Origin of the sequence: Dyella sp. GSA-30 (assembly GCF_027924605.1) — a bacterium.
Taxonomy (GTDB): Bacteria; Pseudomonadota; Gammaproteobacteria; order Xanthomonadales; family Rhodanobacteraceae; genus GSA-30.
The window spans coordinates 2,458,220-2,482,864 of sequence record NZ_AP027042.1; the positions used below are offsets into that span (position 1 = coordinate 2,458,220).

Genomic DNA, 24,645 nt, shown 5'->3' on the forward strand with positions numbered 1-24,645 from the left:
AATATGCACCCAAGGCAGCGAGGGGTCGCTGTTTTCAACGGCTGTGCCCAACGTATTCAGGGGCGGGGACGGACAACATGAAAGCGGGAATACACGGACTGCGTCGCCGGCAGGCGGCCGTACTCATCGCGATGTCATTGAGCCTGAGCGCCTGCGGCGGGGGGAGGCGGCGGCAACACGCGCCCCCCCGCACCACCGCCGGTGCCCGCCGCCACCGAGCAGCCCGCCGGCTCCCGCACCGCCACCGCCGCCACAACCGCCGATCGATGCGCAGCTCAACCTGACCGACACCTATGCCGCGCACAATGCCGGCTACGACGGTACGGGTGTGATCATCGGCGTCGTCGACAGCGGCATCATGCGCAACCATCCGGCGCTGGCCGGGCGGGTCAGCAATGAGTTGATCTATGTCGATCCGTCGCAGAACAACACCAAGATCGACGACGTCGTCGGCCACGGCACCTGGGTATCGGAAATTGCCGCGGGCAAACCCTTCGGCCAGTTCGTTGGCGGTATCGCACCGGGCGCCACGTTGGTGTCGGCACGCATCATCAACGATAAGGAGCCGACCGACGATGGTTCGGGCAACGGCAACCGCGTCGGTCCCGACGAAGGACAGTTCTTCGCCAGCGTCAACGACGATCTGATCAGCAATGGCGTCAAGGTGATGAACAACTCGTGGGGCGGGTTGTATTGGGACGCGACCGATACGGCAACCACGCAGGCCTTCGATGTAGCCTATAGCAAGTTCGTCAATCAGTACGGCGGTCTGGTGGTGTTCGCCGCTGGCAACGATTCCAAACCCAATCCGAGCGATGTAGCGGCGTTGCCCAGTCGCGCACCCGATCTCGAAAAGGGCTGGCTGACCGCGGTGGCGCTGGACAGCCTTCATCCGACCCAACTGGCCAGTTATTCGAACGCCTGCGGTATTGCGATGAACTACTGTCTGGCCGCGCCGGGCAATGTCATCGTCAGCGGCAAGGACGATACGCCCAGCAGTGAGAGTTATTGGATCGTCGAGGGCACTTCGTTCGCTGCACCGGAAGTTTCGGGTGCGGCGGCGCTGGTATGGCAGGCGTATCCCTATTTCACCAACGATCTGGTGCGCCAGACCTTGCTTGGCACTGCAAAGGATCTGGGTGCGCCCGGTCCCGATCCGGTGTTCGGTTACGGTGCGCTGGATGTCGGTGCCGCGGTGAATGGCCCGGAGAAATTCGACTGGGGCGATGTCACCGCGAATTTCAGCGGTATCTCATCGAACTGGAATAACCCGATTTCCGGTGCGGGCGGTTTGATCAAGCAAGGCGACGGCATACTCAATCTCACCCAGCCGTCGACCTATACCGGACTGACGCAGGTGCAGGCGGGCGTGCTCAATGCGATCTCGCTGCAGTCGTCGGTGAACATCAGTGCGAATGCGCAGTTCTCCGCTTCGGCGGTTACCGGCAATGTCACCAATGCTGGTACCGTCGCGCTCAATAGTGCAAGCGCCACGGTCACCGGGAACTATACGCAGCAAAGTACGGGTCGTCTCGCAGTGCTGCTGGGGACGGAGCTCGACGTTACCGGCCACGCGCAGATCGACGGTGACTTGATGGTCATCGGCAAGACCACCGGCTATGTGGTCAATGCGCATACGACGGTATTGTCGGCAACCGGTGGCCTCAGCGGTACGTTCGCGACATTGAGTGTCAGTTCGAATGTTCCGCTGTTGCAGGCGACGGAGAACTACGACGCCAACAGTGCATGGCTCAACGTGCAGCAGGTCCAGGTGACCCAGGTGGGCGGCATTTCGTTTACCCCTGCCTCGTTCGGCGCCGCGCAGCGCCTCGATGGCGCGTTCAACCAGATCAACAACCAGCTCACCAATCCGCCGCCGGCCAGTCCATCGCCGACGGTCAACCAGAGCTTTATCGACAGCGCGGCCAAGATCCAGCAAACCCCGACGACCAGCGCGCTGCAGCAGTCCCTGCAATCGCTCTCCGGTCAGTTGCATGCCGCCAGTGCGGCGATGACGTTCGAAGCCATCGACGCCGGCACGCAGGCGCTGTCCGATCGTTTCGATCAACTGCTCACCGGACCTGTGAGTGGTGGCTGGTCGCAGACGCTTGGCTATCACGGCAGCATGAATCGCAGCGGCTTCAACAGCGTCGGTTACGATTTGAACGGCTGGATGGTCGGGCAGGACTTCAAGTTCGGCAGCAACGGTATCGCTGGTTTTGCGGTCAGCCAGGCGCAGGGCCTCGGGCGTTTGAGCGAAAGCGCCGATCAAGGCAATAGCCGTTCGGTCGAAGGCATGCTCTACGGTGGCCTGATCAAGAACGACTGGTACGCCATGGGCCGTGTCGGCGTTGGCAACTATCGTGAAGATATGCGTCGCAACCTGCTGCTCGGCGTGGACAACGCCGCGGTGGCAAGCGATTCGCTTGGCCGCTACGAAGTGGCGTATGGCGAAAGCGGCTACCGCTTCCATCTCGGCAATGCGTTGATCACGCCGTATATGAACCTGCAATACGCGCAGATCGAGCGCAGTGCGATCAACGAACTCGGAGGCGATGGGTTCGGGCTGAAATCGGGTGGGCAGAGCATCGAGCGCTGGCAAGCTGGCCTCGGTGTACGCACGACACAATCGTGGTCACTTGGCAGCGCCGGCAACCTCGGACTGCAGTTTCGCTTCCTCTGGCAGCAGGCGTTCGCGATGCGCGGCGACGTATTCGATGCGAGTTTCGATGCGCTGAATCAGTGGGCGCCGGTTGGCGGTATCGGTGTATCGCGTTATGGCGGCGTAGCCGGCGCGACGCTCAACTGGGAGTTCTCCAAGCGTTCGAGCCTTGTAGCTGGTTATGACCAGCACTTCGATCAGCACCAGCTGGGGAAGACCGGGACGTTGACGTATCGGTGGGAGTTTTAGAGCCCCCCCTCACCCCAACCCTCTCCCCCGGCAGAGCCAGGGGAGAGGGGGTTGACTGAGGTAAGCCTTCAACACTGCGATTTTGCGCGCTCTTGTCTTAAGGCAACTTGCTCACATCTACATCCGGCGGCACGCCAGCCGCTTCACGCGTAAACGTCTGTCCCGACGCGGTCGAATTGCTGAAGAAACCATCGTTGCGCAGATAGAACTCCTTGCAATGAACGCCGCCGGCAAAATCGAGGCGCTGTTTGTTCAAGCCCGTCGGGTCGACATCGAAGTACGCTGAAGTGACTTCACTCCACTGGCCCGATGCGTTGCGTGCCCACTGGTTGGCGAAGTTGCCTTGGCGCCCGATGTAGCCATAGGCCGGATCGAACGACTCGAGGAACGAGTAAACGCCCGCCAGATAGCTGGACGTGCCCACGTACTTCCACGTGGCAATCAGTTGCCAACTGGTGCTTCCTTTTTTCTCCGTGCCGAACCACGAGCTATACAAAGTATTGCCGCTGCCATCGGGTTGCGCGCGCGTCAGGAAACGATAGGTTTGCCCGGCTTTCCAGGGGAATACCAGGTGGCTCTGGCCGCCCGTTCCTTCACCGCCAAACGTATCGACGATGACGTTCGGGCCCTGCTTGACCAGGGTCGTCGGCGCGGTCGGCGAATCCCATACCGAGAACAGCACGCGGCGTTCCGTCGCCGAATTCACCTGGATGCCGAAGTAACCGACATTGAAGCCGTTGGCCATGTAGTACGAACCGATCGGATCTTGTCCCTTGGGCACCGTAACTTCGCTGTAGAAGTACTCGGTGTTGGTCGGCACGGTGAAACCCAGATGCACCGAGGGGCCGCGCAGCGACCAGTAGAAGTTGGTCGGGTCGTTGGCGAATACCGTGCCGGCCGCGGTGGCGCTGCCGCCGATCTGCAGGTTGGAGATGTCGCCGTAGTAGCCGCCATCGGTGGACACGCCTTGCAGGTCGACCTTGACGTAGCCGGGCTTGTCGACAGTGAACGTTCCCGCAGAGAACGGCGCCGTGCCCGTGCTCGACAGGTTCACCAGATGCGACTGATGACCGATGCTGACTTTCACCGTGCTATGGCTGGCACCACTGAGTGAGCCGATCAGGGACAGGTCGAGCTGGCCGGCCTGTTGCACATCGAAATACGTGCTGATCACGGCCTGGGTCGAATCCCAGTTGTGCAGACCGTTGTCGTCGATGAGTTCGTCGCCGCTCGGCGACACGATGGTGATGTACGCGTTGCCGCCCAGGGGGACCTGGGTGGGTGCGGTTTGAGCGAATGCAGAACAGCAGGACAGCGCGAGCAAAAGACCGGTCAAACGGTACGCGATAGGTCGCATGATTCCTCCCCAGGCTTACAGACGATGGTGCGAAGAAGGCCGTTCGAAACGAGGCAACGGCCGGAAAGCAGGCGTCTAAAGGCTGCAAGTGGCTGCAGCAATCGAAAAGATAAGTTTGCCAAACGAAGATTATCGAAAGCAAAGAGACTTGCAAGTGCTTTCGATAGCTAGTGAAAAACTTTCATGTGATCGCGTTGGCATTCGGCGATGAAGAATCTCGAAGCCCGGCTAGCTTGTAGGAGCGGCTTCAGCCGCGACCGACCGTGACGTAACGGCAGTCGCGGCTGAAGCCGCTCCTACAAACTAGGTTGGGTTTGCTGCAGACCGGCGGTCAGACGAGCGTGACGTTCACACCGGCATTGCGCAGCGATTCAACCGACTTGGCTTCGGCGCTGCTATCGGTGATCACGCGGTGCAGGTGCTGTACGGGTGTAATCACCGACAGGCTGCGTTGGCCGAGTTTGCTGGCATCGAATACCGCGATGGTTTCGCGCGAGACGCGAATCATCAGCGCGTTGAGCGAGGCTTCGAGCGGATCGGGCGTGGTGACGCCGACCACCGGGTCGAGGCCGTCGACGCCGAGGAACAACTTGTCGGCGGAAAGTTTCGAGAGTGCCTGCTCGGCGTCCGGGCCGACCAGCGAGTACGAGGTATCGCGCAACAGGCCGCCGAGCATCATCACGCGGATATGCGGCAGGCCCGAAAGCTCCAGCGCGATGTTGAGCGCATTGGTGATGACAGTGAGCGATTCGAATTTCATCTGCCGGATCTGTCGGGCGATTTCCACCGTGGTGGAGCCCGAATCCAGGATGATCGTTTCGCCGTCGCGAATCAGCGTGGCCGCGGCCTGGCCGATGCGCAACTTCTGCGCGTGGTAGCGCGTTTCCTTGATATTGAGCGGGGTGTCGTGCGTGTTGGTCTGGGTGGCGGGCAGGGCGCCGCCGTGCGCGCGGGCGATCGCACTGCTGCGCGCCAGTTGTTCCAGGTCGTTGCGGATGGTGACCGTCGAAATGCCGAAGCGATTGGCCAGTTCGTCCACCGTCGCGCGGCCCTGGGCCTCGACGTAGTCCACGATCATCCGGCGGCGCTCTTCGGCCAGCAGGCGTTTAGAAGGTGCAGCGCTTTGTTCACTCATGAGGTAGGCGCAATAACCGGGCAGCGTTGTCGTGGTAGACCTTACGCAGGATGGCATCGGGCAAGCCCAGGCCGTATATCGACCAGCGCCCCTGCGGCGGCGTCTGAGCAGGAGCATAGTCGAAATACTCGTCTTCTGTTTCCAGGAAGCGGTAATAAATCTCGTAGAGCTCGTCACAGAACAGCTGCTGCGGCACGTCGTTGCCGAACGGCGGGGGGACCGCATCGGTACCGAACAGGATGCGGTCCTGATACTTGTCGAAAAACTGCCGCGCCGCACGCGGCTGGCGGCCCAGTTCGCCGATACGCGCGCTGATATCCACCAGGGTGTTGGGGAAGCGGTCGAGGCAGGCTGCGACAGCGGCCAGGTTTTCCGCGCCGTTGCCGACGTGCATCAGGGCAAACGTGGTATTGGGATGCCGCGCGATCATGCGGTCGCGTGCGGCCAGGATCTCGGCGTTGCTGGGAAACTCCGGGCCGTAGAACGACCAGTCCGGATGGTTGGCCAGTTCTTCATAGCGCTCGTTGGTGGCATCGGTCGGCAGGAAGAACGCTTCCGGGTCCGATACATGCAGGAACACCGGCATGCCGTGGCCGGCGCAGGCTTCCCACATCGTGTCGAAGCGCGTGTCGTCGACGCCGATCAATTCGCCTTCGTCGATGTTCTCACGCAGATACAGCCCCAGCGACTTGAGCAGCTTGAGGCCGCAGGCGCCCACGCGATGCGCGTGCTCGATCGCATCGGCCTGCAATTGCGCAAAGTTCGGTTCCGCAAACAGGCCGTAGGACGGCTCGGTCATGGTCAGAAAGCGACCGGGGGCTGCCTGGTCGAAACGACGGATGCTTTCTTCCAGCCCTTTGCCCACACCGCCAGTGAGATTGATCATCGTGCGGATGCCTTTGCGATCCATCACCGGCAACAGGTCGGCCGGTTCGGCAAAGACAGTCACTTCCTCGCCCACGCACACGCCGCTGCGTACGTTGGTGGTCCAGGTCAGATGCGCGTGCGCGTCGATCACCGGAAAGCGCGGTGTATCGATCGGCGTGCGCGATGCATGCAGCATGCTGCGCGGTTTGAAATCGCGCAGACGCAGGTCGGCCTTGCTCGCATCCGGTTGCGTCTGCAGCTGATTCTTTCCGCTTTCCACACGCACGTTTCCTGCGCCGATGGGTGGAGAACAGCAGAGGCAGGACGAGGGATGGGGCATGGGGTGGGGGAGTTAGGAGTGAGTGGAGAGGAGTGAGGAGTAAGAGAGAGCGGGGCTGAGGAGTGAGTGGGGAGGAGTTAAGAGAGAGCAAGAGCGGAGCGAGATTCTGCTCTCTCTCACTCCTCTCCACTCACTCCTAACTCTTGCCCTCTCACCGCGGATACTTCGCCATGATCGTATGCACCTGCTTGACCAGCGCCACCGCCTGATCCAGTGGCCGCAGCCACATATTGCGACCAAACATCACGCCCTGCGCACCAGACGCCATATAGAACTCGACCTTGCGTAGCACGGCCGCGTCGTCGTCGTTCTTTTCGCCGCCGGAGAACAGCACCATGGTGCGGCCGGCCGAGCGCACGACGCGCTCGGTGCGCGCGCTGGCGTCTTCATCGAGCTTGTCGTAAGGCGCGGGAACGTTGGCGCGCTTGTCGTCGGGTTCATGCAATTTGACCAGATCCGCACCCAGCTCCAGCGCGACGCGTGCGGCATAGTCCTGCGCGAACAGCGTGCCCTTGCCGCCCTTGGCTTCGATCGCCGCGCCGCGCGGGTACGACCACACCACCAGCGGCATGCCGTAACGCTCGCAATCCTGGCGTACTTTTTCGAACTGGCGGAACTCGTCGTGCTGGCGGGGCGAGCCGACATACATGGTGTAGCCGACTGCATCGGCACCCAGGCGCACGGCATCTTCCACCGACGCGAACAGCGGTGAGGTGGCGTCGGCGTCGCTGGGGATATTGGTCTTGCCGTTGAGCTTGAGGATCAGTGGCACCTGGCCGGCGTACGCGCCCATGTACTTCTCGGCCAGACCCACACCCAGGGCGATGGCCGAAAAATTCCCCTCGACGGCGAGCCGGAACTGGTAGTCCGGATCGACCGCCGGGGGATTGGGGAAAAAGTCGGTCGGGCCGTGTTCGAGGCCCTGATCCAGCGGCAGTACCAGCAAGCTGCCGTTGCGCGGGCCGTGGCCGTACAGCAGGCGCCACAGGCGTGTGCGCTTGCCGTGCGAGAGCGAAAGTTTCGATAGCGACTCGTAAGAGTTCGAAAGGTGTTGCAAGTGCTTATTCATTTCGAATACCGTTGAATCCGTGATCGGATGGTTTCACATTCGAGTGAATTGAGCAAAATGTCAATACTTGATAAGAAAACGAAAGCAAAAAACGTGCTTGAGGCCCTGACCGTAGCCTCCACCGCCGAGCAGCAGGCGGCCGGCTACGCCGACACCCTGCGCGAGATCCTGCAGCAGCCGCAGACCTGGCAGGGCACGGCCGAGCTGGTGAACCGGCCAGAAGTCGCCCGTGTTTTTGCCCATGCGTTGGCCAACAAGCCCGCACACATCGTGCTGACCGGCTCGGGCAGCTCCATGTATATCGGCGAATCGATCGCCCCGACCTTGCAGGCCGGCCTGGCTGTTCCCGTGCAGGCGATTGCCGCCGGCACCTTGCTCACGCATTGGCGTGGCGTGCTGCCGCCCGGTTCGGGCTTGCTGGTGTCGCTCGCACGCTCGGGTGATAGCCCGGAAAGCTGCGGGGTGGTCAGCCGCTTGCTGGACGAGGCACCGGGTTGGCGCCACCTGGTCATTACCTGCAATGCCAAAGGCAAGCTCGCCACGCTCTATCGCGATGAGCCGCGCGTGGATGTGGTGGTGCTGGACGAGCGCACCAACGACCGCAGTCTGGTGATGACCAGCAGTTTTTCCAATCTGCTGTTGGCCGGTACGGGTTTGCTGCGCGACACCGCGAGCGCACTGCAACTCGACGCGCAGTCGCCGTTGGCGGAGAACGCGCAGCGTGTGTTTGATCGCTATGGCGATGCAATTGCCGAGATCGCGCAGCGCCCGATGACCTCGGCGGTGTATCTGGGCAGCGGTGGCGGCATCGGCGTTGCGCATGAAGCCGCGTTGAAAATGCTGGAGATGACTGGCGGCAAGGTCATCACGCTAGCGGAAACGTTTCTCGGCTTGCGGCATGGGCCGATGTCTTCCGTGCATCCAGGCACATTGATCGTGGCCTTCCTGTCGCCCGATGCGACGGTGCGCGGTTACGAGATCGACCTGTTGCGCGAGCTTTCGCGCAAGGGGCTGGGGCTGGGCAAACTGATCGTCGGCGAAGGCATTCCTGCCGATCTGCTCGACGAGCGTGATGTAGCCATCGAGCTGCAGGGGCTTGGCACGCATGGCGAGGTACCCACATTGCTGGCGCACGTCGTGGTAGGTCAGTTGCTCGCTTTCTTCCGTTGCCTGCAGCTAGGCGACAAACCCGATACGCCATCGCAAGGCGTATTGACTCGCGTGGTGGGCGAGTTCGCGATTCACGGAGCGGCACCGTGAGTTCCGCGGCCAAGCGCATCCTGGTGGTTGGCGAGATCAATGTCGATCTCGTCTTCAAGGGCCTGGGCGGTGCACCGACGCCGGGCCAGGAAGTGCTGGCCGACGATATGCTGATGACACCCGGCAGCTCATCCATGATCTGCGCGATGGGCCTAGCGCGACTGGGCGATCCGGTAACTTTTCACGGCAAGCTTGGCGATGACGCCTGGGGTCACTATTGCCTGGGTGCCCTGCGTGGTGCAGGTATCGATACCGACTCCCTGCGCCCGGACGCTTCACTGCGTACGGGTGTTACCGTGTCGCTGTCGACCCAGCAGGATCGCGCGCTGGTGACCTATGCCGGTGCAATTGCCGACTTGCGTGCAGAGGAAGTCAGCGATGCGCTCTTGGCGCAGGCCGATCATCTGCATGTGTCGTCGTTCTATCTGCAGGAAGCGCTGCGACCGCGGTGCAAGGCGCTGTTCGAGCGCGCTAGCGCAGCGGGCCTGACCACATCACTCGATCCGGGTTTCGATCCGCGCCGCATCTGGGGCGTGGACCTGATCGACACGTTGCAGGCGGTCGATCTGTTTTTGCCCAACGAAGACGAGTTGCTGGCGATCACCGGCAAGGACTCGATTGCCGACGCGTTGTATGCCCTGGTTAACGGGCGCACGCGCACGGTGGTCAAACGCGGCAGACTCGGCTGCGTAACGCTTGACGGTGGCGATTTGCTCAATGTGCCGGCTTACGATATCGACGCTGTCGATAGCACCGGCGCGGGTGATTCTTTCGACGCGGGCTTTTTGCACGCATGGCTGCGCGATATACCCCTGATCGAATGTCTGCGCTGGGGCAGCGCGTGCGGCAGCCTGTCCACGCGCGGTATCGGCGGTACGACGCGACAGGCGACCGAGGCCGAAGCCATCGCCTTGCTGGCCGCATCGGCATGATTACTGTCGCCGGTTTCAATACGGCGATCGATCGCTTGATGCGTGTCGAGCAGTTTCGAGCCGGCGAGGTCAGTCGTGCGCTGGACGAGCGTGTTTATCCGGGCGGCAAGGGCATGCACGTGGCGCAGACCATTGCGGCGCTCGGCGAACGCGTGCAACTGGTCGGCCTGGTCGATAAGGCGCATCGAAATTTGATCACGCAGCGCATGGCCGAGCGTGGCGTGTTGTTCCATGGTGTCGAGATTGGCGAGGATCTACGCCTCTGTATCGCCGTGCAGGACGCTGCCGGCGCTGTTACCGAAGTGTTGGGGCGTGGGCCGTTGCTGACAGAGCGCCAGTGCGAAGCACTGCGCTCTGCTTTTTGGCGCGCAGTGGACGAGAGCGAGCTGGCGGTTCTATCGGGGAGCCTGCCGCGCGGGATGTTACCGACGACCTATGCCTCGCTGGCCGAGGGAGTGCGCCATTTCGGCAAACGTTGTCTGGTCGATGCCAGTGGCGACGCGTTGCAGCAGGCCGTTGCCGCAGCACCCTATCTGGTCAAGCCCAACCGCGATGAAGCCATTGCGCTGTTGGGTTATGCCATCGACGGTATCGATTCGGCAGCCCAAGCTGCATGCGATCTGCATGCACGCGGCATTGCCATGCCGGTGGTGTCGATGGGTGCGCTGGGCGCCATCGCCGCGGATACCGAAGGCGCGTGGCACGCGGAACTGTCGATAGAACAGGCACGCAACACCGTGGGCTCGGGTGATTGTCTGCTGGCGGGGCTGGCCGTGGGCATTCACCGCGGCATGCCGCTGGCCGACGCGCTGGCGTTGGGTGTGGCCTGCGGTGCCGCCAATGCATTGAACGAAGAAACAGGTTTTGTCGAACGCGACACGGTCGAGGCCTTGCTGCCTCGCGTGCGCGTGCGGCGTGTCACAGGGGACAAGCCGTCGGTGATCCACCAGCACTGACAACAACAAGACGGCCGCTCATGGGCGCCGTCGCGACATACCGAGGTTACTGCAGCAGCAGCTCAGGACATCGGGCAACACCGGGAGGAGGGTTGTAATGCGTTTTAACCAACAGAAGTGCGTTCGCGCAGGCGTACGCTTGTCCCCATTCGCAGCTTGCCTGATGCTGGCCCTGGGCGGTCTTGCGTTTGTTCACGACGCCATTGCGCAGGATGCAAATGCGCCTGCCTCGACGGCGCCGGACAAGGCGAAGAATCTGCAGCAGATCACGGTGACCGGCTCGAACATCCGCAGCGTGGATGTGGCAGACGCACAGCCGCTGATTACCATCAGCGCCGCCGATATTCAGCGCCAGGGTTTTGCTACTGTCGGCCAGATCCTGCAGAACGTTTCCGCAGCGGCGACGCCCGATCTGAGTACCTCCGCGCCGGGCGATCTGGGCCCCAACCAGGGTGGCCAGTTCATCAACCTGCGTGGATTGGGCGCGCCGCGCACGCTGGTCTTGCTCAATGGGCAACGTATCGGCGCAGCGCATGGTGGCTACACCAATATCAATGTGATTCCCGCGTCGGTGATCGACCGCATCGAAGTGCTCGCTACCGGGGCATCGGCGGTCTATGGTTCGGACGCGATCGCCGGCGTGGTGAACATCATCACGCGCAAGGATTTCAACGGCGTCGAAATCGACACCTATAACGGCATGTATGCGCCGCATAGCGACGGCAAGCAGAACCAGTACAGCGTGACGGCTGGCAAGAGCGGGGAGCGCGGCGGCATCGTGATCAGTGCTTCGTATCAGAAGCAGGACCCGGTCTGGGCGGGCGATCGCAGTTTTTCGAGCTATCCGTGGACCGACCGGCATCCGTACTACGGCTTGAGCTATACCAAGCCGAATGGCTTGATCACCAATGCACCAGGCGGGCGCGTGGTGCTCAATCCCGGTGGCGATTCGCGCAATATCGCCGACTACAGCCCATTCATGCCGCAGAAATTCAATGGTGCCGGCGATATCGGCAGCCTCGCCGATGCCGGCTCGTATACGTATAACAACAACAGCGGCAAGCAGTCGATGCTGCGTACCGCCGACACCACCAAGAATCTGTACATCGATGCGCATCTGAACCTCACGTCCAATCTGACAGCGAAGTTCAACTACGGATACAACATCGATCGCGAGTACGCGCAGTCGGGTTACTCCACACTCTACAGCGGCATGGGCAGCAACCTGGCCTATCCGTCGACGCTCGACCCCAACAGCTACTACAACCCGCTGCCGGGGCAGGCGACCAAGTTCTATCGCCGCATGGCGGATCTGCAGTACGCCAACCAGAGCTACAACAACCCGACCAACTACCGTTACAGCCTGGGACTGGAAGGCAACTTCACTATCGGTGACGACCACACCTTCAATTGGGACGTCTACCACTACGACAGCAAGATCAAGGGCATCAACACGCGCCCGGGGTACTTCGACCTGGTCAAGGTGCAGCAGGGCCTGGGTCCCTCGTTCATGGGTGGCGATGGTGTCGTGCATTGCGGCACGCCTGGCAATGTGATCGCCGGCTGCGTACCGATCAATCCGCTGGCCGGGCCGGGTGGCTTCACCAAGCAGATGCTCGACTACCTGGCGATCAGCAGCGTCGAGCGTTACGGCAGTCGCGAGCAGGCTACAGCGGCCGATATCACAGGCAACCTGTTTCCGTTGCCAGGCGGCGATCTGACCTTCGCGACCGGCATCCAGCATCGCCGTGTTTCCGGTTACGACGATCCGGACGCCTATGCGCAGCAAGGACTATCCAGCGATGGCGGCGTGCTGTCCAACAGTGGCGAGTACAGCCTCAACGAAGCCTATGTGGAGTTGAACGCGCCGCTGCTTAAAGACTTGCCGGGCGCACAGAGCCTGAGCCTGGACGTGGCGCGCCGTCATTCCGACTACAGCAACTTCGGCATCACCAACAACAATGCATTCAAGCTGACGTGGCAGCCGATCGAGGACCTGCTGGTACGTGCGAGTTACGGCACCGGTTTCCGCGCGCCCACGGTCAACGATCTCTATCAAGGCCGTTATCCGGCCGGTACGTTCACCGACCCCTGCGATGCGGTGTATGGCCCTGGCGCCTACGGCAACAACGCCACAGTTGCCCAGCGATGTCTGAGCGGCTACGGCGGTATCGCTGGCGTGCCGGCCGATTTCCGCCAGGTCGACGTGAGCGGCCAGCCGATCACGACCGCCAGCGGCAGTGGTGCGGTGCCCACCACCAATTTCACCGGCGGCAACGTCAACCTGAAGCCGGAGACTTCGTACAACTCGCAGTTCGGGTTCGTCTACAGCCCAAGCTGGCTGCAGGGTTTCAACCTGAGCGTCGACTACTGGCGCTACAACATCCGCAACCTGATCACCGGCATCGGCAACGACCAGGTACTGGCCAATTGCTATCAGTACGGCATGGCCGACGCATGCAACCAGTTCCAGCGCCAGCCGGGCACGGGTCAGATCTACAACCTGCTGAACCTGGAAACCAACGCGGGCTGGCAGAAGACCAGCGGTTACGATTTCTCGGTGGCTTATGCGTTGCCTGAGTACGCGTTCGGCCGCATCAAGGCGAACCTGAGCGGTACGTATGTCAGCCGCTTCGATACCTTGCCGACGATCGGTTCCGCCGTCGTCAACGGAGCCGGCATCTCGTCGAATGTCACAGCCACGTCGGTGTGGCGCCTGCGTGGCAACCTGACCTTGAACTGGGAATGGCGTGACTTCGGCGCGAGCTGGACCATGCGCTATTTCTCGCCGTTGAAGGCGCCATGTGCATTCACCGATGGACGCAGCGCCTTCCCGTGCAGTCTGCCTGATTACTACGCTGCCGGTGTCGGCACGCAGCCGATGACGCAGATCGGCTCGGTCACTTTCCACGATCTGCAGCTGTACTGGAACGCACCGTGGAAGGGCACGATCTCGGTCGGCGCCAACAACCTCTTCAATCGCGTCGGGCCGTACGTGTACGGCGGTTATGCCGGCAGCGACACGCCCTACAACTACAACGCCTCGTACGACATCGGTCGCTACGTCTACGTGCGTTACCAACAGCGCTTCTGATGCATCAGTTCGCGGCGACGACCTGGGGAGGTCCGCCGCGAACGCATTGAACGTCTCAGGCCGCGGGGAGGAACTCGTGGCGTATTCGCAGAGGGATGTCGCAGGGGATCTGGCGACGCTTTCTAAATCCACCAACGAGGCATGGCATGAACAACGTAAGGGGAAGGCGCGGGTGTTGTAGCAAAACCGTGTTGGCGATGGGGTTGTTGATGGCCTTGGGTGCCGGAGTGACGCAGGCACAATCCATTACCGGTGGTCTTTATGGCAAGGAGCCCGGCGGTGCCGATGTCACCGTGGCGGTCGACAGCACGGCCACGGGCTATCACAAGGAGCTGCATCCGGATGCGGATGGGCGTTATACGCTGGCTGGATTGAACCCTGGCCGTTACACGGTGACGATTTCGCAAGGTGGCCAGGAAGTCGGTAAGCGGGATGTGGTGGTGACGCCGAACGTGCAGACGCCGGTGGCAGCGCTGTCGACGGCGGCTGTGACAGCCGGCTCGCCCAAGGCTTCGACGCTGTCAGGCATCAATGTGAATGCGAACACGATCAATTCGGACATTGTTCCCATTGATGTGAGCACGCCACAGCTTGCGAGCAACTACAACATGGCGCTGGTCAACCAGCTGCCGACCGGTCGTAGCTTCGAAAGCATTGCCCTGCTCAAGTCCAATGTACGCTACGACAACCAGACCACGCAGCTGGTGCAGATCGGCGGTGCGAGTCCGGCAGAAAACCGTTATTACTACAACGAATTCGATACCACCTATGACTATAACGGTCTGGGTACGACCAAGCTGCCGGATGAAGCGGTGAGCTCGGTTCAGGTCATTTCGAGTAACGGCACGACCACCTGGACCAGTTCTACCGGCGGTATTCTCGCCGGTACGGTTCGCCAGGGAACGAATCATTTCCAGGCCGGCTACTCGCTGTACTTCACGCCGCCGACCTCGCGCTTGCTCAATCCGCGCCAACGCGACTCGTTCGATTCCCAGGGCAACTACTACAACTACGACAGCGCCAATACGCACGCGGCGAATGTGGCCAGTCAGTACCTGTGGGCATCGGGTGCGTTGATCAAAGACCGACTGTTCTTCTTCGCGTTATTGGGTAACTCGCCGAACAATCAAAGCACCACCAATAGCCAGACGTTCCATACGAATGCGACAAGTCGGAACAAGAACGGTCTGCTGAATCTGACCTGGAACATCAACAACGATCAAAGCCTGAATATTGTTGGCAATCGTAGCTGGAAGGACACCTTCAACAACCAGTACTCCCTGAGCCGTGATTACGATCCGAGTTCGGCAGGCAAGTATTTCGGTTGGAATGCCACTCATGTCAAAGATCAGTTCCTGATCGGGAACTACAACTGGCAGATCAACGACACGATGAGCCTGCGTCTGATGGGCGGCTATTTGAGCGAGTCCTCGCTCAGTCCAACGTCGACCAGCGGTAGCGGTCTGCCCTATGTGACCGAAGTGGATCCGGTTACCCAGAAGTCGCGCAACATTGGCCTGACCACCGAAGCCAATCAGCTATTCCCGTTCGAGTACTGGCGCCGCGGTTTCAAGGGGGATTTCACCTGGAACCTTGGCGATCACAAGGTCACTATCGGTGCCGAGCATTACAAGCACTACATCAATAACACCATCGCAACCAGTCAAGGTGGTGATTGGACCTACCATACACAGCCCGGCGCGGTACTGCCCAATGGCTCGGTCGTGCCAGGCGACGGGCGCTATGTGGATCAGTTCTTCGAAAGCACGGGCGGTGCCTTCTATACCGTCAACAAGGCGTTCTACGCGGACGATTATTGGCAGGTCGCCGATCGCTGGGTCATTTACGGCGGTATGCGCTTCGACACCTTCATCAACAAGAACGTCAATGGCCAGAACATCTGGCATATGCCCATTACTTCGCCACGTTTGGGTGTTTCCTGGGACGTCCACGGCGACAGCAGCATGAAGCTGGGCGCCAATCTTGGAAAGTACGCGCTATCGATACCTTCGAGCGTCAATAACGGCGCGGCAGGTGCCGTGTACGAGTGGCATCGTTACTTTACGTATACCGGTCGCGATCCTTCGACTCAGGCGCCGACGGGTTTGACTCAGATAGGGCCGCAGTCGACCTTGATCGACGGCCTTGCGCCCAGCGCGAATAACGTGGCCACCTCAAATATCAAGGCGCCGTACCAGTACGAGTTCCAGGTCTATATGCAGAACACGATCGGGACGAGCTGGACCACCTTGACGGAACTGGGCTTCAGTTCGCTCAAGCGGATCATCGACGACACCTGTTACAACCAGGGCATTACCGACTATGCACGGGCCCACGGTTATCCCGATTACACCGACGCCAGCGGCTGTCCGATGTTCAACCCGGGCATTGCACAGGTATTTACACGCGACTACCGTGGTGACGGGAAGCTGGAGTCGCTGACGATTCCTGGAAACGTGTTTGGCCCCGCACCCGCGCGAAAGTACGCGCATGTGACGCTTGAGGCGACCCACGTGCGCAACTCCGAGGAGCCCTGGTTCCTCGACGTGAGCTATACCTGGGCGCACCTTTACGGCAACGACGATGGTCTGCTTAACCTGGGTACGCGTACCGGTGGTGGTCCCGGCGAGCAGATCTATTGGGATTTCCCTGGCCTGATGGAGCACGACAACGGTCCGTTGGCCGGCGACATCCGCCATGCGCTCAATATCAACGGCGTCTACTACTTCAATACCGGCTTGCGCATCGGCAGCACGTTGACGATGCATACGGGTACCCCGCTGAGTTGCCTGGGAACCTATCCGGATGTAAACAACCCCGCGTCGCTCTACGGTGCGGCGAGCCACTATTGCAACAACGTGCCGTCGCCACTGGGCAGCGCAGGACGGCTTCCGTTTTTCTGGCAATGGAATCTCGGCGTGGGTTATGACTGGGCGATCGATTCGGACAATCACCTGAGTCTCGATGTGCAGATTCAGAACGTCACCAATCGTCAGGGGCGGATCGATTCCAATCAGCTCTATGACACCGGTAGCTTTCAGGACAACGGTGCGCCGATTCTCAACCCGAGCTATGGTGCCGCCACCTGGCAGGTGCCGCGTACGACGCAGCTGGTGCTGCGCTATACCTTTCAGTAAGTCACCTGGGGCGGTGATCATGTGATCACCGCCTCAACATGCAAATGAGGTTTGAAAGCATGCATCATTCCAAAGCAAAGCGCTTCGTGGAGCATCGTCGTTTGCTGGCGGCAATGCTCGCGGCGAGCCTGGTCAGTGTGATCAGCGCCAAGACCGACGATCAGACGGTGGCGTTCACCAGGCAGGGCGATCAGCAGCAGTTCGGCAACGCGAGCGTCAATGCGCGCTGGACGTTGAAAGATCATGTGTTGACTGACATGACAGTGACCGATGCCATCAATCAGCAGGTCTTGAAGGTCGCGACGCCGTTTGCGCTGGAGCTGGGCGATGGCAGCAAGCTCGCCACAGCCGATTTCCGTTTGCTGTCCGAGCCCAAGGTGATAAAGCTCAAGGCGGAGCCGAAAGCGCCGCGCCTGGCGGAGCGCATACCAGGCAAGGCCATTGCCGCGAGCTTTGGCGATGCCGACGGGCGTTTTCGCATCGACTGGCAATGGGTACAGCGCGAAGGCTCGGACTATCTGCGCGAGCAGGTGACGATTACCGCGCTAAAGGCCGATGAGAACATCAAGAAGGTCGATCTGCTGCAGACCCAGGCGACAGGAGCGGAGGTGGTCGGCACGGTCAATGGCTCGCCGATCGTTACAGGACAGGATTACCTGGGCTTCGAGCATCCGCTGTCCGAAAGCGCGGTGCGCGGCAAGAATCTCAATCTCTGGATCGAGCGCGGCCTGCCGCTGATCAAGGGACAGTCGATCACGTATTCGGCGGTGATCGGCGCGACACATAAGGGGCAGCTGCGGCGCGACTTCCTGACCTACGTCGAACGCGAACGCGCGCACCCGTATCGCCCGTTTCTGCACTACAACTCCTGGTACGACATCGGCTATTTCACGCCGTATACGCAGCAGCAGGCGGTCGATCGTATCAACACCTTCGGTCAGGAGCTGAGCGTCAAGCGTGGCGTGAAGCTTGATTCCTTTCTGTTCGATGACGGCTGGGACGACCGCAGCGGCAGCTGGAATTTCAGCAAGGATTTCCCGCAGGGCTTTGTGCCGGTCAAGCAGGCGGCGGCCAAATACGGCGCCGCGCCGGGTATCTGGCTGTCGCCCTGGGGTGGGTATTCCAAGCCCAAGGATATCCGTGTCGAGAATGGCAAGGCGCAGGGTTACGAGATCATCGATGGTGGCTTTGCGCTGTCCGGGCCGAAGTATTACCAGCGCTTCCACGATGTGGTGATGAAGCTGCTGAAGGACGACGGTATCAATCAGTTCAAGTTCGACGGTACCGGTAACGCCGACAAGGTCTTTCCGGGCAGCCGTTTCCCGAGTGATTTCGATGCGGCGGTGGCGTTGATCGACGATATCCGCGAGGCGAAGCCGGGGACTTTCATCAATCTCACCACTGGTACGTTGCCATCGCCGTTCTGGCTTCGCTATGCGGATTCGATCTGGCGCGATGGCGAAGACGATGACCTTACCGGTGTCGGTACGAACCGTGAAAAGTGGATCACCTATCGCGATACGCAGACTTATCGCAACATCGTGCTGAAAGGGCCACTGTATCCGCTCAATTCGCTGATGCTCCACGGCATCATCTATGCGCAGGAAAACCGTCGTCTCAACACCGATCCCGGGCATGATTTTGCCAACGAAGTGCATTCGTACTTCGGTACCGGTACGCAGTTGCAGGAGATGTACATCACGCCGTCGCTGCTGAGCGATTCGGACTGGGATACCTTAGCCGAATCGGCTCGTTGGTCGCGTGAGAACGCCGATGTATTGCGCGATACGCATTGGATCGGCGGCGATCCGGGGCGGCTGGATGTTTATGGATGGGCATCATGGACGCCTAAGAAGGCGATCGTTACGCTGCGCAACCCGGACGCGCGGGCGCAGAGCATGGTGATCGATTTGCGGCGTCAGTTGGAGCTGCCTGAGGGGGCGGCTACGCATTTCAGCGGGCATAGTCCGTGGAAGGCCGATGGCAGCAAGTCGTCGATAACGTTCGATGCGGACAAGCCGACGACGATCGAGTTGCAGCCGTTTGAGGTGGTGACGTTGGAGTTGGTGCCTTCGGTGTAACGTTTGGCTTTTCTAAAAATCCTTCCTACTCGTCATCCCGGCGCAGGCCGGGATCTACTCCTCAGCGTGGATGCTTGCCAAACGTCGTCTGACAAGCGGAAATAGAGGAATGGATCCCGGCTTGCGCCGGGATGACGATTGCTATGAGGTTGTCGAGGTACCTCTCAGTCGTGATCAAAGTCGCTCCTGCAACGAAGTTGAAGACTGGGAAACGAGATGCAACGACGGGAATTCCTGAAGATTTCGCTGCTGGCACCACTCGCCGGGCTTGCGCTGCCAGAGTTGGCGTCTGGCAAGGAGGCGAGCGGGGCCGAGCCCATCGCCGACGGACACCCCCATCGCTTCACCTTGTCCAGGCAAGCCTTCCTGCTCGACGGCAAACCTTTCCAGATACGCAGCGGCGAGATGCACCCGATCCGCATCCCCGCCGAATACTGGCTGCACCGCATCCGCATGGCCAAAGCGATGGGGCTCAACACCATCGCGGTCTACATCATGTGGAATGCGTTCGAGCAGGAACCGGGCGTATTCGATCTGAAGACCGGCCGTCGCGACTTCGCGCACTTCATACGGTTGTGCCAGCAGGAGGGCATGTGGGTCTACCTGCGTCCAGGGCCGTACGTCTGCGCCGAATGGGACTTCGGCGGCTTGCCGCCTTATCTGCTGCGCGATCCAAATAGCCATGTGCGCCACAAGGACGATGCGGGCTACATGGCCGGCGTGCGTCGCTACCTCGATGCGGTCGCCCCGGTGATCAAGCCGTTGATGGCAAGCGCGGGTGGGCCGATCCTGATGGTGCAGGTGGAGAACGAATACGCCTCGTTCGGCAACGATCTCGACTACCTCAAACTGCTGCACGCGATGTGGAAGGAACGTGGCATCGACGGCCCGTTCTCGATTTCCGACGGACTTGGGCAGATCCAGAAGCAACAGACGTATTTGCCAGGCACGGCACTCGGGCTCGACGGCGATACGGATTTTGCCTCGGCTCAACGCATTGCCGGCGAAGCGCCTGTATGGGTAGGGGAGGGCTATCCCGGCTGGCTGACGCATTGGGGCGATCCCAAGCTGCAAAGCGCCGACTACGCCAACACCTTGAACGAGCTGTTGCAACAGAAGCGCTCCTTCAATCTCTATGTCGTGCACGGTGGTAGCAACTTCGGTTTTGGCGCGGGCGCCAACGCCAACAAGGACTATTCCAATTTCGAGCCGGTGATCACCAGTTACGACTACGGTGCGCCGATCAACGAGCGCGGCGAAGCTACGGCCGCCTTTCATCGTTTTCGCGAGCTGATCGCCAGGCACGTGGCGCATAAGATTCCCGATATCCCCGCGCCGCCGCCGGCGATTACCTTCGATGCGACAACACCGGTGGCGCATGCATCGATCTGGGACAACCTCGGCACGCCGCGCCAGGTATCGCATCCGCAGCCGAATGAAATCCTGTTGGCGCAGGATCACGGCATGGTGCTTTATCGCAAGCGCCTGCCCGCAGGCGGCACGCTGCATATCGATGATGTGCGCGACTACGCAACGATATTCAGCGATGGACGCTATCTCGATGCGATATCGCGCGTACGCAAGCCGGGTGTGCCCGACGTATCGCAGATAGATGTGCCCGCTGGCGAGCTGGACGTCCTGATCGACAGCTTCGGTCACATCGGTTACGGCCAGGCGATGGCCGATCGCAAGGGCATTGTCGGCGAGGTCAGGCTCGGCGAGCTTCCGCTCGAGGATTGGTCCGTCTACGGCTTGCCGTTGAACGATGCCTTTGTCGCGTCATTGAAACCGCTGGCGGGGCCGTCACGTCGTCCGGGGCTGTTCTTCAAGTTGAATGTGTCGCTAAAGACACCTGGCGATACCTATATCGACATGAGCGGCTGGGACAAGGGCTATGTCTGGGTGAACGGGCAGCTGCTGGGGCGCTACTGGCACATCGGGCCGCAGCAGCGCCTTTATTGCCCGGCGCCGTGGCTGAAGGCAGGGGAGAACGAGATCCTGGTGTTCGACATGCATCGCGTGGATGCCGCGCCAGTGCGCGGGGTAACGCGCCTGGCGGGCTGAGCGTGGGCTTTACTTGAAGGTACAACCGGTCAACAGCACCTGACCCTTCATCAATTCCTCGAGCTTGGTGCAGTGTGCCGTCACCGTCTGGCCCTTGGTCAATCCGGCCGGCACTACGCTGTCGTCGTTGTCGCGAGGATTGAACTGCACCTTCGAGCCGATGATCACATCTTCGCCCGGCATGCCTTGCATCAGCACGGCCTTGTGCGCCTGGCCGACCATGGCGCCGTAGCTGTCGTAATCGAGGAAGCTGCCGACGACGGTGATGTCGTGCTTGCCGGCGTACTTCTTGTCCATGGTGCCCGGATGGGTGGCCGCGTCGCGCGCCACATCGGCGGCCTTGAGCGTGATCGGCGACGCAGCGAAGGCAGGGGTCGCGGCCAGCAGCAGGATAAGTACAGCGTATTTCATTGCATCAGCTCCATGTCGATGAGAAACAACCGCGCCATGGTAGCGCGCCACAAAAAAAGCCGCCCGGAGGCGGCTTTTTGTTTTGCATCTTGCTGATCGATCAGGACGAGCGCGAAGCCTTCTTGCGATCGTTTTCGGTCAGATGCTTCTTGCGCAGGCGGATTTCCTTCGGCGTGATCTCGACCAGCTCATCGTCATCGATGAAGTCCAGCGCCTGCTCCAGCGAGAACTTGATCGCCGGGCTGAGCTGAATCGCGTCGTCCTTGCCCGAGGCGCGCATATTGGTCAGCGGCTTGGGCTTGATCGCGTTGACGGTGAGGTCGTTGTCCTTGGAGTGAATGCCGACCAGCTGGCCTTCATACACCGAGTCGCCTTCGGCGGCGAACAGCTTGCCGCGATCCTGCAACGGCCCCAGCGAGTAGGCAGGGGTAGTGCCGGCGGCGTTGGCGATCATCACGCCGTTGAGGCGCTTGGCGATCTGGCCTTCTTCCTTCGCACCGTAATGGTCGAACACGTGGAACAGCAGGCCCGAACCCTGGGTGAGGGTCTTGAACTGGTTCTGGAAACCGATCAGGCCACGCGCCGGGATCATGTACTCCAGGCGCACGCGACCCTTGCCGTCCGGCTCCATGTTCTTGAGCTGGCCCTTGCGGGTGCCCAGGCGCTCCATCACCGGACCCTGGTGAATTTCTTCGACGTCGACCACCAACTGCTCGATCGGCTCCATCTTCTGGCCGTCGATTTCCTTGATGATCACTTCCGGACGCGACACGGCCAGCTCGTAGCCTTCGCGACGCATGTTTTCGATCAGCACCGACAGATGCAGTTCGCCACGGCCCGAGACCAGGAACTTGTCGGCGTCGGAGCCCTGCTCGACCTTCAGTGCCACGTTGTGCACCTGCTCGCGGTCCAGGCGGTCCTTCAACTGACGGCTGGTCAGGAACTTGCCGCCGGAAAGGTCCTTGTTACCGGCGAACGGCGAGTTATTGACCTGGAAGGTCATGCTGATGGTCGGCTCGTCGACGGTCAGCGCCGGCAGCGCTTCGGGGGTGTCGAGCGCGCAGATGGTGTCGGAGATGGTCAGTTCCGCGATGCCCGAGATGGCGATGATATCGCCGGCTTCGGCGGTGTCCTGCTCGATGCGCTCCAGGCCGAGGAAGCCCAGCACCTGCAGCACCTTGCCCTGGCGCTTCTTGCCTTCGCGGTTGATCACGGCGACCGGCATGTTCTTCTTCAGCGTGCCGCGCTGGATGCGACCAATGCCGATGACGCCGACGAAGTTGTTGTAATCCAGCTGGCTGATGCGCATCTGGAACGGGCCCTCCGGATCGACTTCCGGCTTGGGCGCGTTATCCATGATGGCCTGGTACAGCGGGGTCATGTCGCCTTCGCGCACGGAGTCGTCGAGGCTGGCGTAGCCGTTCAGCGCCGAGGCGTAGACGATCGGGAAATCCATCTGCTCGGCAGTGGCGCCCAGGCGATCGAACAGGTCCCACACCTGGTCCACGACCCACTGCGGGCGAGCGCCTGGACGGTCGATCTTGTTGATCACCACGATCGGCTTGAAGCCCATCGCGAACGCCTTCTGGGTCACGAAGCGCGTCTGCGGCATCGGACCGTCCATCGCGTCGACGAGGATCAGCACGGTATCGACCATCGACAGCACGCGCTCCACTTCGCCGCCGAAGTCGGCGTGTCCGGGGGTGTCGACGATGTTGATGCGGTTGCCCTGCCAGGTGATGGCAGTGTTCTTGGCCAGGATGGTGATGCCACGTTCCTTTTCCTGGTCGTTGGAGTCCATCACGCGCTCGGCCAGCACGGTACGCTCAGAGAGCGTGCCCGACTGCTTCAAGAGCTGATCGACCAGCGTGGTTTTGCCGTGATCGACGTGAGCGACGATGGCGATATTGCGCAGATTTTCGATGGACATGAGTGGACTCGGGCGGCTTTGGACCGTCGCGGCAGGTTTCAAGAAGGCGAATCGGACGATTATACGCGGTTATGTGACAACTTGCCTGGGGGGAGGGGAGTTGTTCAGATTTGCGGCGGGGACGCGTATGTCGAGGCGTTGGGAGGCTGAGGGCTTAGAGCCCCCCTCACCCCAACCCTCTCCCCCGGCGAAGCCAGGGGAGAGGGGGCCAACTGAGGGTGCTTGAATGTCTCGTGCTTGCGCAACCTGCTCCCTCTCCCCTGGCTCCGCCGGGGGAGAGGGTTGGGGTGAGGGGGCGCTCTTGCCCTACTGCTGGATCAAACTCAACTGATCCGCCGCCGTCGCATACAACAATTGATAGTGCTCATACGGATAGGCATAGCTGGCCGTTTCCCCGTCGATAGTCGAGGTATGGACGCCATAGACCAGACAGGTGCCGGTGGCGCAGTTGATCTCGTCGACCCAGGAAATGAAGGTGTACTCCTTCTGCCCGAAATGCTTGCCGTCCAGGCCGTTGAGCAGTGGGCTGCTGATCGAAAGGCCGTACTGGCCGCAGGTCAGCGTGGCGACGTTGAACGGATAGATGCCGCAGGTATACAGGCCATGGAACGCACCGGCGATGCCCAGGAACACGTCGACCTTCGACGAAACATTGAGCTTGGTGATTTCCAGCGCCGCCAGGGTGGCGCCCATCGAATGGCCGATCACATCGATATGGCCGGTGCAGGAGCTGGCGATCGCGCTGGTGATCGCATTGCGCACCGGTGTTTCTTCGGTGCCGTTGTGGTCGTTGCAGGCGGCGCACAGCGAGTTGCCCCAGGAGGGCGCGAAAATTTGCGAACTGGTATAGCCGTTTTGCAGCAGCAGGTCGACGGTGTTCTGGAAATCGACCGGGCTGCCGGTGTTGCCATGCACGAGCACGACGTTGTCGACACAGGTGGCATGCAGAGCCAATACGGGACTTAACAACAACAGGGCCAATAGCCCCAGCACGCGTTGCTTGATGGACATCGCTTGTTGCTCCCTACGCTTTCACTGGAATGCCCCGGGTGGGGCGGGAAGTGCGGAGGTGCTCGGTTGTTGTCGAAGTACGAAAAGCCC

At 60.9% G+C, this 24,645-nt stretch carries 15 protein-coding genes; 8 read left to right on the forward strand and 7 right to left on the reverse strand.

Going from position 1 to position 24,645, the window contains the following annotated elements; translation table 11 throughout:
* Positions 1-43 precede the first annotated feature (43 nt).
* On the forward strand, positions 44-2,911 hold the full coding sequence (locus tag QMG46_RS10915; RefSeq protein ID WP_281852538.1) for an autotransporter serine protease: 2,868 nt from the start codon (positions 44-46) through the stop codon (positions 2,909-2,911).
* Between the two features lie 97 nt (positions 2,912-3,008).
* Here QMG46_RS10915 and QMG46_RS10920 read toward each other — a convergent pair whose 3' ends face one another.
* The 4 genes from QMG46_RS10920 to QMG46_RS10935 all read right to left on the reverse strand — a co-directional run bounded on the left by QMG46_RS10920 (position 3,009) and on the right by QMG46_RS10935 (position 7,679).
* The gene (locus tag QMG46_RS10920; RefSeq protein WP_281852539.1) at positions 3,009-4,268 is read right to left on the reverse strand and encodes a DUF3472 domain-containing protein; all 1,260 of its coding nucleotides are present in this window, start codon (positions 4,266-4,268) and stop codon (positions 3,009-3,011) included.
* Positions 4,269-4,599: 331 nt separating this feature from the next.
* Complete coding sequence (agaR, locus tag QMG46_RS10925) at positions 4,600-5,403, reverse strand: transcriptional repressor AgaR (RefSeq protein WP_281852540.1); 804 nt, start codon at positions 5,401-5,403, stop codon at positions 4,600-4,602.
* Positions 5,396-6,550, reverse strand: a complete 1,155-nt coding sequence (locus QMG46_RS10930) for an amidohydrolase family protein (RefSeq protein ID WP_281852541.1) — start codon at positions 6,548-6,550, stop codon at positions 5,396-5,398. The genes agaR and QMG46_RS10930 overlap by 8 nt, the downstream gene beginning before the upstream one ends.
* 211 nt (positions 6,551-6,761) lie before the next feature.
* Positions 6,762-7,679 (reverse strand): class I fructose-bisphosphate aldolase, encoded by a 918-nt coding sequence (locus QMG46_RS10935; RefSeq protein WP_281852542.1) that lies wholly within the window; start codon positions 7,677-7,679, stop codon positions 6,762-6,764.
* Between the two features lie 93 nt (positions 7,680-7,772).
* Here QMG46_RS10935 and QMG46_RS10940 point away from each other — a divergent pair, with 93 nt between their 5' ends.
* The 7 genes from QMG46_RS10940 to QMG46_RS10970 all read left to right on the forward strand — a co-directional run bounded on the left by QMG46_RS10940 (position 7,773) and on the right by QMG46_RS10970 (position 21,203).
* Positions 7,773-8,939: an SIS domain-containing protein gene (locus QMG46_RS10940; RefSeq protein ID WP_281852543.1), complete on the forward strand. Its 1,167-nt coding sequence runs from the start codon at positions 7,773-7,775 to the stop codon at positions 8,937-8,939.
* On the forward strand, positions 8,936-9,871 hold the full coding sequence (locus QMG46_RS10945; protein ID WP_281852544.1) for a carbohydrate kinase family protein: 936 nt from the start codon (positions 8,936-8,938) through the stop codon (positions 9,869-9,871). The genes QMG46_RS10940 and QMG46_RS10945 overlap by 4 nt, the downstream gene beginning before the upstream one ends.
* On the forward strand, positions 9,868-10,827 hold the full coding sequence (locus tag QMG46_RS10950; protein ID WP_281852545.1) for a 1-phosphofructokinase family hexose kinase: 960 nt from the start codon (positions 9,868-9,870) through the stop codon (positions 10,825-10,827). Before QMG46_RS10945 ends, QMG46_RS10950 begins: the two co-directional genes overlap by 4 nt.
* Positions 10,828-10,924: 97 nt before the next feature.
* Positions 10,925-13,921: a TonB-dependent receptor plug domain-containing protein gene (locus QMG46_RS10955; protein ID WP_281852546.1), complete on the forward strand. Its 2,997-nt coding sequence runs from the start codon at positions 10,925-10,927 to the stop codon at positions 13,919-13,921.
* 146 nt (positions 13,922-14,067) lie between these two features.
* Positions 14,068-17,058: a TonB-dependent receptor gene (locus QMG46_RS10960; RefSeq protein ID WP_281852547.1), complete on the forward strand. Its 2,991-nt coding sequence runs from the start codon at positions 14,068-14,070 to the stop codon at positions 17,056-17,058.
* Between the two features lie 59 nt (positions 17,059-17,117).
* The gene (locus tag QMG46_RS10965) at positions 17,118-19,139 is read left to right on the forward strand and encodes an alpha-galactosidase (protein WP_281852548.1); all 2,022 of its coding nucleotides are present in this window, start codon (positions 17,118-17,120) and stop codon (positions 19,137-19,139) included.
* A 216-nt stretch (positions 19,140-19,355) separates the two neighbouring features.
* Complete coding sequence (locus QMG46_RS10970; protein ID WP_281852549.1) at positions 19,356-21,203, forward strand: beta-galactosidase; 1,848 nt, start codon at positions 19,356-19,358, stop codon at positions 21,201-21,203.
* 9 nt (positions 21,204-21,212) lie between these two features.
* Here QMG46_RS10970 and QMG46_RS10975 read toward each other — a convergent pair whose 3' ends face one another.
* From QMG46_RS10975 to QMG46_RS10985, 3 genes are all read right to left on the reverse strand, one after another.
* Positions 21,213-21,614, reverse strand: coding sequence for a hypothetical protein (locus QMG46_RS10975; RefSeq protein ID WP_281852550.1), 402 nt, complete (start codon positions 21,612-21,614; stop codon positions 21,213-21,215).
* Positions 21,615-21,714: 100 nt separating this feature from the next.
* On the reverse strand, positions 21,715-23,544 hold the full coding sequence (typA, locus tag QMG46_RS10980) for a translational GTPase TypA (RefSeq protein ID WP_281852551.1): 1,830 nt from the start codon (positions 23,542-23,544) through the stop codon (positions 21,715-21,717).
* Positions 23,545-23,850: 306 nt separating this feature from the next.
* Positions 23,851-24,555 carry an alpha/beta hydrolase family protein gene (locus QMG46_RS10985; RefSeq protein WP_281852552.1) on the reverse strand — a complete coding sequence of 235 codons (705 nt, stop codon included), beginning with the start codon at positions 24,553-24,555 and terminating at the stop codon, positions 23,851-23,853.
* Positions 24,556-24,645 lie beyond the last annotated feature (90 nt).